Origin of the sequence: Lysinibacillus sp. Bpr_S20, assembly GCF_023337835.1 — a bacterium.
Taxonomy (GTDB): Bacteria; Bacillota; Bacilli; order Bacillales_A; family Planococcaceae; genus Lysinibacillus.
The window spans coordinates 438,570-452,099 of record NZ_JALNLQ010000003.1 but is presented as its reverse complement, the minus strand read 5'-3'; the positions used below and the strand labels follow the sequence as shown (position 1 = coordinate 452,099).

The 13,530-nt window shown below is 29.0% G+C and carries 29 protein-coding genes; all 29 read left to right on the top strand.

Going from position 1 to position 13,530, the window contains the following annotated elements:
* The first annotated feature begins 18 nt into the window (after positions 1-18).
* The 29 genes from MWJ95_RS10270 (at position 19) to MWJ95_RS10130 (ending at position 13,167) form a co-directional block, all read left to right on the top strand.
* On the top strand, positions 19-183 hold the full coding sequence (locus MWJ95_RS10270; protein WP_249105403.1) for a hypothetical protein: 165 nt from the start codon (positions 19-21) through the stop codon (positions 181-183).
* 26 nt (positions 184-209) lie between these two features.
* On the top strand, positions 210-395 hold the full coding sequence (locus MWJ95_RS10265) for a hypothetical protein (RefSeq protein ID WP_249105401.1): 186 nt from the start codon (positions 210-212) through the stop codon (positions 393-395).
* Between the two features lie 236 nt (positions 396-631).
* Positions 632-1,252, top strand: a complete 621-nt coding sequence (locus MWJ95_RS10260) for a hypothetical protein (protein WP_249105399.1) — start codon at positions 632-634, stop codon at positions 1,250-1,252.
* Between the two features lie 369 nt (positions 1,253-1,621).
* Positions 1,622-2,002, top strand: a complete 381-nt coding sequence (locus tag MWJ95_RS10255; protein WP_249105397.1) for a zinc-finger-containing protein — start codon at positions 1,622-1,624, stop codon at positions 2,000-2,002.
* Positions 2,003-2,049: 47 nt separating this feature from the next.
* Complete coding sequence (locus MWJ95_RS10250; protein ID WP_249105395.1) at positions 2,050-2,301, top strand: hypothetical protein; 252 nt, start codon at positions 2,050-2,052, stop codon at positions 2,299-2,301.
* 41 nt (positions 2,302-2,342) lie between these two features.
* On the top strand, positions 2,343-2,828 hold the full coding sequence (locus MWJ95_RS10245) for a hypothetical protein (protein WP_249105393.1): 486 nt from the start codon (positions 2,343-2,345) through the stop codon (positions 2,826-2,828).
* A gap of 35 nt (positions 2,829-2,863) precedes the next feature.
* Positions 2,864-3,031, top strand: a complete 168-nt coding sequence (locus MWJ95_RS10240) for a hypothetical protein (protein WP_249105391.1) — start codon at positions 2,864-2,866, stop codon at positions 3,029-3,031.
* 17 nt (positions 3,032-3,048) lie between these two features.
* Positions 3,049-3,363, top strand: coding sequence for a hypothetical protein (locus MWJ95_RS10235; protein ID WP_249105389.1), 315 nt, complete (start codon positions 3,049-3,051; stop codon positions 3,361-3,363).
* A gap of 111 nt (positions 3,364-3,474) precedes the next feature.
* Entirely contained in the window at positions 3,475-4,710 is a 1,236-nt protein-coding gene (locus MWJ95_RS10230; protein WP_249105387.1) for a hypothetical protein, read from the top strand.
* 169 nt (positions 4,711-4,879) lie between these two features.
* Positions 4,880-5,071, top strand: a complete 192-nt coding sequence (locus MWJ95_RS10225; RefSeq protein WP_249105384.1) for a hypothetical protein — start codon at positions 4,880-4,882, stop codon at positions 5,069-5,071.
* Positions 5,072-5,112: 41 nt separating this feature from the next.
* Positions 5,113-5,358, top strand: coding sequence for a type II toxin-antitoxin system HicB family antitoxin (locus MWJ95_RS10220; protein ID WP_249105382.1), 246 nt, complete (start codon positions 5,113-5,115; stop codon positions 5,356-5,358).
* A 16-nt stretch (positions 5,359-5,374) separates the two neighbouring features.
* Positions 5,375-5,833 carry a YopX family protein gene (locus MWJ95_RS10215; RefSeq protein WP_249105380.1) on the top strand — a complete coding sequence of 153 codons (459 nt, stop codon included), beginning with the start codon at positions 5,375-5,377 and terminating at the stop codon, positions 5,831-5,833.
* A gap of 34 nt (positions 5,834-5,867) precedes the next feature.
* Positions 5,868-6,146 carry a hypothetical protein gene (locus MWJ95_RS10210; protein WP_249105378.1) on the top strand — a complete coding sequence of 93 codons (279 nt, stop codon included), beginning with the start codon at positions 5,868-5,870 and terminating at the stop codon, positions 6,144-6,146.
* A gap of 43 nt (positions 6,147-6,189) precedes the next feature.
* Positions 6,190-6,525 carry a hypothetical protein gene (locus MWJ95_RS10205; RefSeq protein ID WP_249105376.1) on the top strand — a complete coding sequence of 112 codons (336 nt, stop codon included), beginning with the start codon at positions 6,190-6,192 and terminating at the stop codon, positions 6,523-6,525.
* 45 nt (positions 6,526-6,570) lie between these two features.
* Positions 6,571-7,305, top strand: a complete 735-nt coding sequence (locus tag MWJ95_RS10200) for a tRNA(His) guanylyltransferase Thg1 family protein (protein WP_249105374.1) — start codon at positions 6,571-6,573, stop codon at positions 7,303-7,305.
* Positions 7,306-7,446: 141 nt separating this feature from the next.
* Positions 7,447-7,656 (top strand): hypothetical protein, encoded by a 210-nt coding sequence (locus MWJ95_RS10195; protein WP_249105372.1) that lies wholly within the window; start codon positions 7,447-7,449, stop codon positions 7,654-7,656.
* A 1-nt stretch (position 7,657) separates the two neighbouring features.
* Positions 7,658-7,855, top strand: coding sequence for a hypothetical protein (locus tag MWJ95_RS10190; protein WP_249105371.1), 198 nt, complete (start codon positions 7,658-7,660; stop codon positions 7,853-7,855).
* Positions 7,856-7,924: 69 nt separating this feature from the next.
* Positions 7,925-8,167, top strand: coding sequence for a hypothetical protein (locus MWJ95_RS10185; RefSeq protein WP_249105369.1), 243 nt, complete (start codon positions 7,925-7,927; stop codon positions 8,165-8,167).
* 30 nt (positions 8,168-8,197) lie between these two features.
* Complete coding sequence (locus MWJ95_RS10180; protein ID WP_249105368.1) at positions 8,198-8,395, top strand: hypothetical protein; 198 nt, start codon at positions 8,198-8,200, stop codon at positions 8,393-8,395.
* A 43-nt stretch (positions 8,396-8,438) separates the two neighbouring features.
* On the top strand, positions 8,439-8,645 hold the full coding sequence (locus tag MWJ95_RS10175) for a hypothetical protein (RefSeq protein WP_249105366.1): 207 nt from the start codon (positions 8,439-8,441) through the stop codon (positions 8,643-8,645).
* A gap of 28 nt (positions 8,646-8,673) precedes the next feature.
* On the top strand, positions 8,674-8,904 hold the full coding sequence (locus MWJ95_RS10170) for a hypothetical protein (RefSeq protein WP_249105363.1): 231 nt from the start codon (positions 8,674-8,676) through the stop codon (positions 8,902-8,904).
* Positions 8,905-9,163: 259 nt separating this feature from the next.
* A complete protein-coding gene (locus tag MWJ95_RS10165) occupies positions 9,164-9,448 on the top strand; it encodes a hypothetical protein (protein ID WP_249105361.1) in 285 nt (94 codons plus the stop codon).
* Between the two features lie 42 nt (positions 9,449-9,490).
* A complete protein-coding gene (locus MWJ95_RS10160) occupies positions 9,491-10,312 on the top strand; it encodes a metallophosphoesterase family protein (protein ID WP_249105359.1) in 822 nt (273 codons plus the stop codon).
* Positions 10,313-10,478: 166 nt separating this feature from the next.
* On the top strand, positions 10,479-10,643 hold the full coding sequence (locus MWJ95_RS10155; protein WP_249105357.1) for a hypothetical protein: 165 nt from the start codon (positions 10,479-10,481) through the stop codon (positions 10,641-10,643).
* A 39-nt stretch (positions 10,644-10,682) separates the two neighbouring features.
* Positions 10,683-11,030: a hypothetical protein gene (locus MWJ95_RS10150; RefSeq protein ID WP_249105356.1), complete on the top strand. Its 348-nt coding sequence runs from the start codon at positions 10,683-10,685 to the stop codon at positions 11,028-11,030.
* A gap of 203 nt (positions 11,031-11,233) precedes the next feature.
* Entirely contained in the window at positions 11,234-11,608 is a 375-nt protein-coding gene (locus MWJ95_RS10145; protein ID WP_249105354.1) for a hypothetical protein, read from the top strand.
* Between the two features lie 4 nt (positions 11,609-11,612).
* Complete coding sequence (locus MWJ95_RS10140; protein WP_249105352.1) at positions 11,613-11,768, top strand: hypothetical protein; 156 nt, start codon at positions 11,613-11,615, stop codon at positions 11,766-11,768.
* Positions 11,769-11,820: 52 nt separating this feature from the next.
* Entirely contained in the window at positions 11,821-12,114 is a 294-nt protein-coding gene (locus MWJ95_RS10135) for a hypothetical protein (protein WP_249105350.1), read from the top strand.
* 420 nt (positions 12,115-12,534) lie between these two features.
* A complete protein-coding gene (locus MWJ95_RS10130) occupies positions 12,535-13,167 on the top strand; it encodes a hypothetical protein (RefSeq protein ID WP_249105349.1) in 633 nt (210 codons plus the stop codon).
* Positions 13,168-13,530: the final 363 nt, after the last annotated feature.

Below are 13,530 nucleotides of genomic sequence, written 5' to 3'. Positions count from 1 at the left end.
TTAAAAGGAGGAACTACATTGAAAATTGATATCGAAAGAGTAAAAGATTTAATTAACCAGTCTGTTGAATACTTATCTGAAGCAGAATTAATAGAGGAAAATGGTTGGAGCGAAAAGGACATAGAATTACTAGAGTTTATTAAATCAAATGATTTTGATATTAAATTTATAAAATATTTTTAAAATTAAGAAGTAAGGAGGTATTATAGTTGAGTGAAAAAGAACTTGATGAATTTATAAGTGAATTACAAAACAACAACGTAGAGCTGTACTCATTTGTAGCAGAAAATGTTTCAGAGGATTTAAGTGATGATGAAATGGACGCATTAGTATCTGATTTGGAAAGTGATTACTTAAGTTTAAGAGAATTCGTAATTAGTGCTTTAGAAGAATAAAGCTTTATATAAAACACATCTATTATGAAAGAGAGGTGAGATGCAGTGTTTTCATGCAAAGAGAAATCTAATCAGCTGCAAGGAAAATTAAAAGAAGGATTGAATAGTATTTGTTGGAGATGTGCTGAAGAATCAGAATTTCATAATAGCATAGTTGAGATACTGGAAAATAAAGAAGTGTCAAATTGCGTGTTAAGTAATCTTAAAATAGAAAATACATAAAGGGATTAATTTAAATGGTTAAGGAGAATAAATTATGGTTACAAGTACCAACTGAAGTTGTTAGAAACATTGGATTTAATATCGATGAGAAGTCATTTGTTGTCTATGCGTATTTACTTTATAAAAAGTTTAAATCTTGCGATGATGTGATTTATGTTGATCATAGTGCCTTGAAGTCTATTATGAAGCTTAAGGATAATCGTACATTGAAGAAGTGTTTCAATGTGTTATATGAGCAAGGGTTGATTAAAAACCCTGTAGAAAAATTCCCTATCAATAAACATTTAGAAATTGAATTGTTACATCCATGTCATGAAAAACGGTTTACTCAATTACCAGTAAATTTACTGAGAAGAATAAATGAAGTAGAACATACAGGATTTAGATTAATGTTCTATTACGAGTCATACATAAATAGAAAAGACATAATGAAAGATTTTTGTTACCCATCATACATAGCTATTTGCGAAGATTTAAAAATACAAAATGATAAACTTAGTAAATATAATAATAAATTAAAGAAATTAAAGTTAATTACTATTACTAAACATGAGGTACAATTTGATGATCCATTGGATGAGGATAAATTTACAAAATATAATAATCATTACAGAGTGAATTTATTTAATATATAGTATCAGCGCAAAGGAAAAAAAGAGGTACATTACGAGTTCACTTTTCGGTAGAAAATGAAATCGTATATACTGGTTCTTATTGTATCTTAATGGTTATTAATGTATCTGTATATATACACTCCGATTTATGCAAGGGTTTTTACATTTATAAAAGTTAAAGGTTGCAATTATTTAATTGAAAGTCTGCATTTAAAAAATGAAAGGTGGTAAAAATCGGAGTTAGGGAAATTAGGCATTATTTAAATCATATAAAGCCCCCAATTAATTAGATGTATAAAGTGTGCTGTAATGTGTTAAAACGTCTAAAATCAATTGGAATTAATCTTAAAATTACATAATAGATATTATCGAAAGAGAGGAAGAATCATATTGGAAGTACCAAAGCAATGCCCTTACTGTAACCATGATATCGTATTTACTTCAAATAAAGAGCTTTATGGGAAGGAGTATGGTAATGGAAAATGTTATTTATGTAGGAACTGTAAAGCGAGCGTAGGCTGTCATGACAATGGTAAGCCACTGGGAGTTTTAGCGACTAAAGAAATGAAAGTACTAAAAACTACTTGTCACGATCTATTTGATATTGTCTGGAAGAAGAAATTATTAGGACGTAGCGAGGCATATCGAAGAATGTCCATCTTATTAGGAATTGAACAGAATCAATGTCATTTTGGTTATTTTGATATTCCAATGTTAATGAAAGCTATACATATTATGTTGAACCCACAATGGTTTCGAGAGGTAAAGTAAATTTATATGAAAACTGAATATTATAAAACGATAAGGGGCTTAAAGTTATGAAATTAATAATTAATTCAAAAGAAGATACATTGGAAACGCATAAAGAAACTAACATTGTTATAGGTTATCTCTTCTATAAATTAAATGGTGAAGTTGATAAATTCTATAACAAAGATTCCAAACATTTTCCAAAGAGCAACTATGAGTTTGTAGTAAGGTTAAACGGAGAAAGTATAGCAATAGATAAATTCAACAATCTATATCAATTGAATGATGGTACATATATAATTGGGCGACATTTTAAATAAAAGTGATTTATTATAAAAATACATAATTAAGGAGAATTGACATGAAACCTTCAACACATAAGAAGATAAAAAGCTTTAGATCAAAATTAATTAATACATATTATAAGATGATGTATCCGTTAGCATGGATGGTCGAAAAACTTGAAGAGTATAACAATAATCGCTTAAAACGTAAAGCAACTCTTGAGCGTGTGGCAAAGTTATTAGCAAAAGATATTTACAAGTATATGTGTAAGAGTAATTATGATAATGCTGCATATGTGATTATTGCAGAATGGGTAAATGATGAGGAATATATTACTCCACAAAGTTCACTTGAATACTTTACTAAATTTAAATCTAAATCCAGAAGACTAGGTAAAATGTTAGATTGGAAAGATAGAAATGAGGACTTCTTTAAGAAAGTAATGTATGAATTTGATAAATTAAATGAATATACATTTGTAGAAACTAATGATAAATATAAAAATGACAAATGGGATTTTAGAGGATATAAATATACATATTACTTCGGTGTTAAAGTTTAGTTAAAATGTTCATTTTATAAAAAGGAGATGTAAATATGGAGAATATAAATTATGAAGAAATGAAAGCACGAGCTAAATATATTGAAGATGAAAATAGCAAATTACGAAAACAATTAGAAGATGAGAAAAAGAATTCACGAAGATTAAATTTAGATGCACAAAGATGGTTTGATATCGCTATGGAGTCAATACATAAGAACTAAATGAAAAGAGGATAAAAATGGCAGAATTTAATCCAGATTTACATGCATTTTTAATGGAGAATGAAATGTGTATGTGGGCTGAAAAAGGTGAATTACATTTTGGTGTCCATGTTCATTTTAATGACATTGGAGATTTGATTAAAATATTAGGTTCATACTCATTAGATGATGGTGGATTGGAATGTGTTTTAAATAATGAGTACACATTGTATGTGCCTTTACAAGACCATTTTATGAATAGCGATTATACAGTTGGCTATTACAAATATTGTTTCAATGAACAGGACTTGAAACGATATTCAACAGAAATTGAAGCGTTTGATAATGAGTAGAGGTAAGGTTGTATAATAGATTCGTATTATAGAAGTAATTTGTTGGAAATTGGTAAAAATAATCATAATTTGGTATGATATACACAAAAATATAGAAGGTAGGTATTATCTTTGTATTATGGTGAAACCGTATTATTTTGCACTAAGGATTTATTCAGCTATATTGGTTTTCGAAAAGAGAATATAAGAGACTCTATTCAAAAAGAGAAAGAGGAATATATTTTAAATGTAGGTCAAGAGCAATACATCGATCATTTATATGATAAAAATAAAATAAGTACCATCAATATTTTAGAAAATGAAATATATGGTGATGAAAAAGAAGAAGCAATTTCAGCAGAAAATTTTCCTAGACATTTTAATGTATACAGTGGTAAAAGCTATCAAAAGCCAGTTCTTTACTACACAATACCTTTTGAAGGTGATAAAGAAATGCTATATTATAGACCTTCATCATTCTATAGTATTTTTCCAAGTGCGTATATAACAGATAATAAGATAGTGAAGAGGTATGTTGTATTTAGTGATAATTATCAGGAGTGCGAAAGAGAATTTCATAATTTCAAAGGTAATATTATAGATTATGTACGAAATTTAAACTCTGATATTGAATCCTATAACTCGAATATCAGATCATTAATCACTTCTATTTTCGAAAGTAGGAAAGCCGAGCTTTTGAAAAGAAGGGAACTAAAGTCTGGATTAACTATACCTATAAGGAAGAAAGGGGATATGCCCAAAACATTCTCTATTCCTAGTGTTCAAGTAAAAAAGAAAATTACAATGAAACCAGTAGAAACTGAAAGCAATTTTGTTCCTGATCCAACATTAGACGATAAAACTTATAATGATATATTGAAAATAATAAATGATATGGGTAAAGAGTTTGAACGTAAACCTGCCGTTTATGGAAATAAAGGCGAAGAGGCATTGAGAGATCATTTCTTAGTGCTGTTAGAACCACACTTTGATGGTAGCGCTACTGGGGAAACATTTAACAAAAGTGGTAAAACCGACATTTTGCTAAGATATGAAGGTGAAAATGTATTTGTTGGCGAGTGTAAATTTTGGACAGGTGAAAAAGGATTCTTACAAACAATTGACCAATTATTAGGATACTTAACTTGGAGAGATTCTAAGACTTCTGTGATAATGTTTGTAAGGAATAAAGATATTACAAGCGTCATTGAAACAGCAAAAGAATCAATTCAAAAGCATGAAAACTTTATTAAGTTTGTGGATGAAAAAGATGGTAGTTGGTTTAATTATATATTCCATTTAAATGGGGATAAGAATAAAGAAATTAAAGTTGCAGTTATGTTTTATCATACTCCAAAAGATGAGTAACTAATATTGTTACTCATCTAAATAATAGGATAGTGTTATTTGGTAGAGTAGATTTAATTCTACTCTATTTAATTAATAAAATACATAAATAATTAATTGAATTAAATAAACTGTGGTACTATTATGATTATGAGAAGTAAATACTGTTAAAAACAAAGGAGGCTTATCTATGGGTTCTTCATTATACAAAGATACTGCCGTAGAACTGTATTTAAATAAGCTTAAAGAGGATATTCCAAATATAAGTGAGCATGAAATAATGTCATTGAAGTATGCATTTATAACAAGGTTTAATATGGGTTTAGCAAATTTTGAAAGCAATGAAGTTAAAGAACTAGCATTAAAAATGATGGTAAAATAATTATGTAAAAGAGGAGTTTTATTAAAAGGAGGTACGTTTGTATGATGACAAAACAAATGCTTAAACAGTTATTAAAAGATGAAGATAAGCCACATTTAATCATTAATGAAACAAAAAATGGATTCATTGTTTATTTTAGATTATCTCCTGAAAGAGTAGGTATTGGTAAAACTGAAATTGAAGCATTAAATAATCTTAAAGAGCTGATAAGTGCTCACCAAAAGACATTAGATACAAGAGGAATAGAAGAACTACATACTAGACATCGCAAGTTATGGAATTATTAAAAGGAGGAAATACATAATGAGACAAATTAAGATTCGTGGATATGCAGTTGAGGAAATGTTTAACAGTCAATGGATATATGGTACAGGTGTCCATACAACTAAATTCACAAAAGAATTTGCTGAGGAAGTTGGTAAGTCTGGTGAGACATTTGTTTTCACTGAAAGTGGTGGTTGGATTGAAGTTTATTCGGAGAGCGTAGGTCAGTACACTGACTTAAAGGACAAAAACGACAAGGAGATTTTTGAGGGGGATATTGTTAAAACTCACAATCAAAACAACGTAATTAAATACGAGCATGGATCGTTTTTGGTGAAAGGTTTACATGCTGATGAATACGAAAGAACATATTCTGTACTTTATCATTATCTAGTTGATGCAACGATACCTGATATACCTAACAGCAAATTCGACGGAGTTGCAACTACTTTAGAAATCATTGGCAACATTTATGAAAACCCAGAGTTGATAAAATGATTCTATTATGAAAAAGTAAAGGAGAATGTTTAAAATGGAATTTAAATTCGAAGAAGCAGTATCACGAGGTAGCGTATATAAAACATTACAAAAACAATATGTAGAATTAGACTCTACTCAGAAAAAGACAATTGACAAACTGTTGATGAGCTTTAATTATTCTGAAGAATCTACTGAAATACTTAACTCGATTATTGAGTTGGTGGCTATTACAAATTATCATCTTGGTGCAGATCGTCAGAAAGAGGCTTTAATAGAAAATGCAAAACGTAAAATCGAGGAGTTAGAGTACACTTATATTAATCGATGTTAAATAATAGTCACGTCTTATGAAGATATGGAAGGAGAATGAGTATATGAAAAACAAAGACGTAATCGATGCTTGGAGAAGTGTCATAGAAGGTGATTTTGTTGATGTTAAAAATGAATGGACTATTTCAAAACGAGTTTCAGTTGAACAAATTAAAGGGAAATTAAACGCTTTAAATGATGAACATGCAGGTAATTTAGTGAGACATAAAGCAACTACAAACTTATACAGAATCACTCATTTCAGTGTATTAAATGAAAATGGTAGGGCTGAATATGCGGTAAATTATCATCCTTTCGATGAGAATACATTGTGTGATCATGAGAAAGTTAAGTTTACTAGACCTGCATCAGAATTCTTTGATGGGCGCTTTGAGTTTTAATAATATATTTGTATTACAAAATACATATAAAAAGGAATGAATTTAATGAGTAAAACAGAAAAATTCGGAGACAGAATGAAAGAGTACGAAAACGCAAATAGAAATAAACTACCTAGACGTTTACCAGTGTTATTACGTATCGATGGAAAGGCATTTCATACTTACACACGAGGAATGGAAAAACCGTTTGATCTAGATTTAACGAATGCAATGTGGGAAACCTGTAAGTATTTATGCCAAAACATTATGGGATGTAAAATTGCCTATCACCAATCCGATGAGATCAGTTTGCTTTTAACTAATTATGATAAATTAACGACTGAAGCTTGGTTCGATAATAACATTCAGAAAATCGTTTCAATTGCATCATCGTTAGCTACAGCTAAATTTAATGAAATAATGCGTGAAAAGTATCCAGAGAAAGAATTAGCTTTATTTGATTGTCGTGCTTGGGTATTGCCTCATGATGAAGTATGTAACTACTTCTTATGGAGACAACAAGATGCTACTAAGAATAGTATTTCAATGGTAGCACAAGCTCACTTTTCATCTAAAGAATTACACAAGAAAAATGGCAGTATGAAACAAGATATGTTAATGGAAAAAGGTATTAATTGGAATGACATTCCTACATGGCAAAAGCGAGGAGCATGTATCATTAAAGAAACATACGATAAAGGTGAAACAAAACGAACTAGATGGGCAGTAGATGGGGAAATTCCTGTATTTTCACAAGATAGAAATTACATTGAACAGTATGTTTATACTCAACAAGTTTAAATATCAGATATAACTAAGTTAAGCATTTAAGAGTAAGGTGAGTTCATCTTACTCTTTTTAATTAATAAAATACATAAAATGTGTTGTATTTATAAATGTAATGTGGTAATATTTAGTTATAAAATATTAGGAGTGATTGAAATGATGAATGAACAAGAAAGAATTCAATACATAAAAGGATTATCAGAGAATGGACTAATGCATGAAATTACTCATCAAGACATTAACTTTTTAATTGGTATTGCAGATAGATTAGGACGCTTTGCAAGTGAATTTGATCCGATGATTAGCGAATGTCAACTGAATGCCTATGCTGAAGCATACAAAGTAAGCATGATGGAGGGGAATTGATTTGGAAAGAAAATTAATTTCAATTGCTATAGGTGCTTATTATTATAAAGGTTCTAGCTGCACAAATGTAATTTTAAAGGAATCTGAAACATATGGAAATGTTGATGTTTTTACTGATTACAATGAAAAAGTTACTTCAATTAGTCTTGTATTTTTAAGTGATACTATTACAGATTTACTGAATGAAAAATACGCTTAATAATCATAGGTGATTTTAAAGAATAAATTAAATGAAACCAATATATTATTAAAATAGAGGAGTGGTTAAATGGAAGAAGATAAGTTTGCTGCGACTTCAGGTACAAGTAAAAGTCTAAAAGAATCATTAAACGAACTATCTAGAGCTTTAATGGAAGTATATAAAAATGAAGAAACTAATCCGATTAATTTAGGTTTCACGATGGAAGAATATATTGAAATGACAGAAGTAATGAACACTAAAACTGAAAAGAAAAGTAATGGATTTCTTGAAGGTAAGAAAACGAATATGATATTAGGGAAACGAAAGTGAGAAAATTAATTATGCAGGAGATGAGATACTATGAGCGTTTATTTATGCCATATAGACAATATTCATAAGATTTCAAAAGGATTTGGAGGAACACTTCATAGAATTGAATTTAATAATGTAGATGATATTTTAAAAGTAATGAAACAGCATAAATATAATGGTGAATTCATTGAAGATAAATTTGGTAACAAGCTAGATATTGATTTAAGAGAAGTCTGCTCCAAATGATTTAAGTAATATCATGCTTTTATAAAGATAAAGAGGAGTGAAGATGATGAGCGGTTTTTATTCCAAAGCGGTTGTTGAAATTACGGTTGGTACAATGGGTGCGAATACTAATGATTTTGTTTCATCTGTACAAGTAGAAAAACGACTTGTTGAACTAGACACAACAAAAAGAAATATTCAAAGTGCTATAGAGTTTATCGAGAATGAAGAAATGGTATTAAGAATGCTTATTAAAAGCAAATCTAATTAAATGAGTAAATACATAAAGGGGAATTTAAATGAAGTATACTGACGGTAATTTATTGCATAATAAACAGCTAATTGAAGAAAAACTTATTCAAGCATACGAAGAATTAAAGTTGTATTGTAAATTTCATGATCAAGAATTAATATCTCTTCAAGATTTCATGAATACAGTGGAACGAGTTAGATTGAGTACTGTGCATAACTTTGACGAATCATTGCAAATTGTACTAAATGATTTAATGCCGTACAGATACTCATATTAAATAATACTAAACTTTTATGAAAGGTGAAAACAGTATATGAAATACAGAAGACTAAAATTGTTAGCTAGGTTCAAATATAAAAAGAAATTAAATGATTATGATTTAAATACAATTAAAATTATGATGAAATTTGAATCACCGATTATAGTTGGAAGCAAAGAACAGATTAAGATGTATCATAATTTAAAGCAATATTATAAGAAATGGTATGTTAAGTAAAAGAGACTTTTTATTGAAATCTAAATGGGGGGTGTATTAAGTGGAACATCCTGATACAAAGTATATTAAAATATCCAATGATTTAAGAGATATGATAAAAGAAGTTGATGAATTAAGAAAGGACTACGTCAAACTTAATCAAAGATACAACCAATCAATAATGTTACTAAATTTCGTAATGAAACAAATCAAAGAGATCGATTTTAATGTAACTGATTTATTAAAAGATAAAGATCTGTTAATTGATTGTGTAATGTTGACAAACCATCTAGATGAGCAAAATAAACTGTACTATGATTTTACGAAATTAAATACTGAACAATGATTTGGATTAATTGTGAAAAATACATATTAAAGGATTGGTAAAATGAAAGTGGATTACATTTCAGATTTACATTTAGATTTTCATATTCTACATGATGGGAATTATGAAAAATGGGAAAATAAAACTCAATTATTTTTAGAAAAGTTATTACCAGATACAAAAGGAGAAGTACTAGTTATTGCAGGTGATTTATCGCATTATAACATTCAATCTAAGTGGTGCTTAGAATACTTTTCAAAGCAGTATGAGCATGTATTCTTTGTATTAGGAAATCACGATTACTATTTAGTTTCAAATGGACAGCGTGATAAATACAAGAAGAAAAGTAAAGAGCGTGAATATGAATTAATGACTTTGATTGACACATTGACAAATGTAACAATGCTTACAGATTTCAAAGTTTTTAATTATAAGAATTTAAAGTTTGCAGGATCAACTTCATGGTATCCACTTACAGATTTTAATGATGTCAATTTCTTCAACACGATATCGAATGATTCACGCTTAATTAATGGGATGGATATAGGAAATGAAAATTATCATGAAGGTTTGGCGTATGAAAATATGGAAGAAGTAGATGTATTAATAACACATGTACCTTCTATTTTAATTAACAGTCATCATAAATATGGCAGCTCATCATGTTATTTAAATGAATTAAAGCAGATTAAGGCAAAGCACAATATATTCGGTCACTGTCACGAACAAAGCGTGTACGATAAAGCAGGAATTAAATTTTATATTAATGCTTTAGGTTATCCGAATGAATGGTTAAATCATATGAATCCACTTGAATACAGTAAGGAAGAACGTCAGAAGTTTGCGCTAGAGTGGAATACGATTAAGTCATTTGAAATTAAATAAGAGGTGAATTAAATGAAAAAGTGTAAGAAGTGTGGAGAAAAAATGGTTGCTACTGGTGATATTATTGTGCTAGCAGATGGATATGAACTTGAAGAATTTAAGTGTAAGAAATGCAAAAATGAAGTTAAATAATATTGGATTTTTATTAAAAGAAATGAGGTGTTTCATGATTAAATTACTTCTATCTAGAATTAAACTTTATCGTAAATTAAAAGGTGGAAAATGGTGCGGTGTCATGACATTTACTGATGGCAATCAAATTGTTTATTGGAAGAGAGAAGATGACTTGAGAGATGAAAATTATAGTGTCTTTAGTGTAGAAGAATACTAATTAATACAGTCATTTTATTTAATGATAGGAGGCTCTTGAATGTTTAAAGGATTTGATTGGTCAGAATTAGGTGAGAAATGGAGAATTGAAATTCCAGATAAACTAAAAGTAACACGTATAGAATTCTTTCAGAAATTAGATGTTGAATTAACAGATAAAGATGCGATATTCCTAGAATTAATTATACAATTCATTAATAAACATATGGATTTCGAAACTATGAAATTAGATGTTGGTATTAAACAAGACATGATTGATTTTATGAATGCCTATGTTGAGTCTAATCAGAATAACGATGAAAATGAAATTGTTAAAGCTATTATGAAGTCTAATGATAATACTATGTATTATTGGTTTACTAATAACTTATCCTACTTATGGAATTAGTGAATCATAACCAATAAAGATTAAGGAAAGGGATGAGTTTTAAATTGGAATGTGTAATATGTGAGAACTTTATAGAAAAAGAGTCAGATGCACTATATAACTATGTAGGTGATATCTATTGTAATGAATGTATGGAATCTGAAGAAAGTAGATGAATTAATTACATAAAAACAAAGTATTATAAAAAGCTAGAAGGTGAATGTATGAGGACTTTTGGCGAATTGGTAAGTGAAATCGAAAAATTAGAAAATAGAAATAAAGAAATTTCAAAAAGAATTGAATTACTTTCACTAGACGATTCACTTGAATCTAGACGTAAACGTAATCAATTACTATCCAACGAAAATAAATCAATTTTAGTAAATCAAGTCGTCGATCAAGTTAAACGAGAAATGGTTGATAAAGTACAAAATAGAATTTCAGTAAGTAAAGAAAAAGTAACTGAAATTAACCACGGTTTTACTTTAAACGAAGAATTACAAATAAAAATTATACTTTGGATGATGTCGAAGTTCGATAATGAATACATTCAGTCTAGATTAGAAAATAAGTTAATCAGTTATAGAAAAGGGTGGTAGTAAGATGGAGTACTTTAAAGAAGATAACGATGAATACTTTGAAGAGGATATAGAAAAAGCAATATTTGAAACATACTACATACATGATAGAGATATGGACGAATTAATAAAGGTATTAGAATTTGTATTGGGAAAATGTAAAGCAATAAATGATCTTTAAATAAAACGAGACTATTATTGTAAATAAAATTATATTAAAAGAAGGTGTAAATTTGGATTCTAGATATTATCAAAATAAGCGTAAAGCTGAACAAAAACAAAGAGATATAGCTAAATATAGTCCAGTTAGAAGGGTTTATACTCCTAGAGACGCAGAATACTGGAATGATGATCTAGAAGAATCCTATGTAAGCACATTTAAAAAAGACGAAGATTATATGAGTGATTATCAGAAAAAAGAATGGAATGATATGTTTCCTGTAGTGTTTTCAGTAGGGATGGTAGTTGGTTGTACTGTAGTTGTTATTTTTATGTTAATTATATTGAGTATATTTACAGGTTTATAAGTTGTCCATATAAAATTGATGTAATACACATAGGGAGAGATTAATGCATGGTCAATCATTTTATTGGTACTAAAAGGCAAATGAAAGTAAAAGATATTATTGATAACATCACAAGAATCATTATGCTGCCAATCACATTTCCATTATTTATTCTAAGGTGGTTAGCATACAACGTAGAGGAGATAATGTTCGGGTTAGATAAATATGTTTATGAGCCTATAGTGGATAAGATTTCAACTTTAGTAGCTAAGAAATTTTAATTACATAGTCATCCGAAAAAGGGTTAACAGTAGGAGAGTGACAAACCAGTAACCCTGCTCTCTATTATGAGAAACACCCAAGCATGTGAATGTTGTACGCTGTTAGGTCACTCGTTTTATCAACTAAGTAACATATTATATAGATGAAAGGAATAGATAAATGAGCGAATATACAACAATAAGACGTACCTTTATTAAAGGTGATCTAGTAATTACGTATTCAAATCCATCTTTGCAACCATTTAGAGAAGACAAATTAGTTAATAAAGATAATGGAATAATGTATTTTTACTACGATATTGATGTTTTGTATAAAGGCAAAGTTCTTTTAAATAGCAGAACGCACGATTTTCCGAAAGTGAAACAGTTAGGTGAGATAATTAGATCACTATTATCTGAGGATAATTACATTGAAGAATGGAAAACAGGAAGTAAGGATAGTTTTCACAGAATTGATTACTACAAAAGAATTAAATTTGAAGAGATATTCGAGAGAGAATATGGATATGTATTTGAAGCTGAGAAATGTGTTGTAAAACAAGCTAATGAAACAGATTACAAAACATATAAATATTATTATATGAGCATAACAGAACCTAACGTAGTAATGAATCGTTGGAAAGATGAGAGTGTAAGAACAGCAATTAGAGTTACTATGAGTGAAGAAGATTTATTAAGATTAAAGACGGTAGCTGAATCGTTTATGGAAGCAAGTATAGAAGGTTATAATTCTTATGATTTACCAAGACATCTTGAATGGTTAGAAGAGCATCTAGAGTACAAGGAAGATTAAATTGTTTTATAAAATGAGAATATTAATAAATTAGAACAGGAGTAATACCATGTATAACAAATATGGATGGAAGTTAGAAATAGGTAGTTGTGATAAAGGAACAGTACTATTTGGTGCTAATTTCAACACTAATGACGAATGGGGATCAGATGAACGTGAAACATATATTTGTCTGTACTTATTCAAGAAAGTTATTACTTTAGGGAAATATCATTATATGACAAACAGATATTAAAATACATAAAAGATGGTGAAATATGAATGGTTGAAGTACCACATAGAATTATCATTAGCACATACATATGAGAACGCTAGATATGATAAGAAGGAAGAAATTAAAGCAGAGGTGTATGAGGATTTACT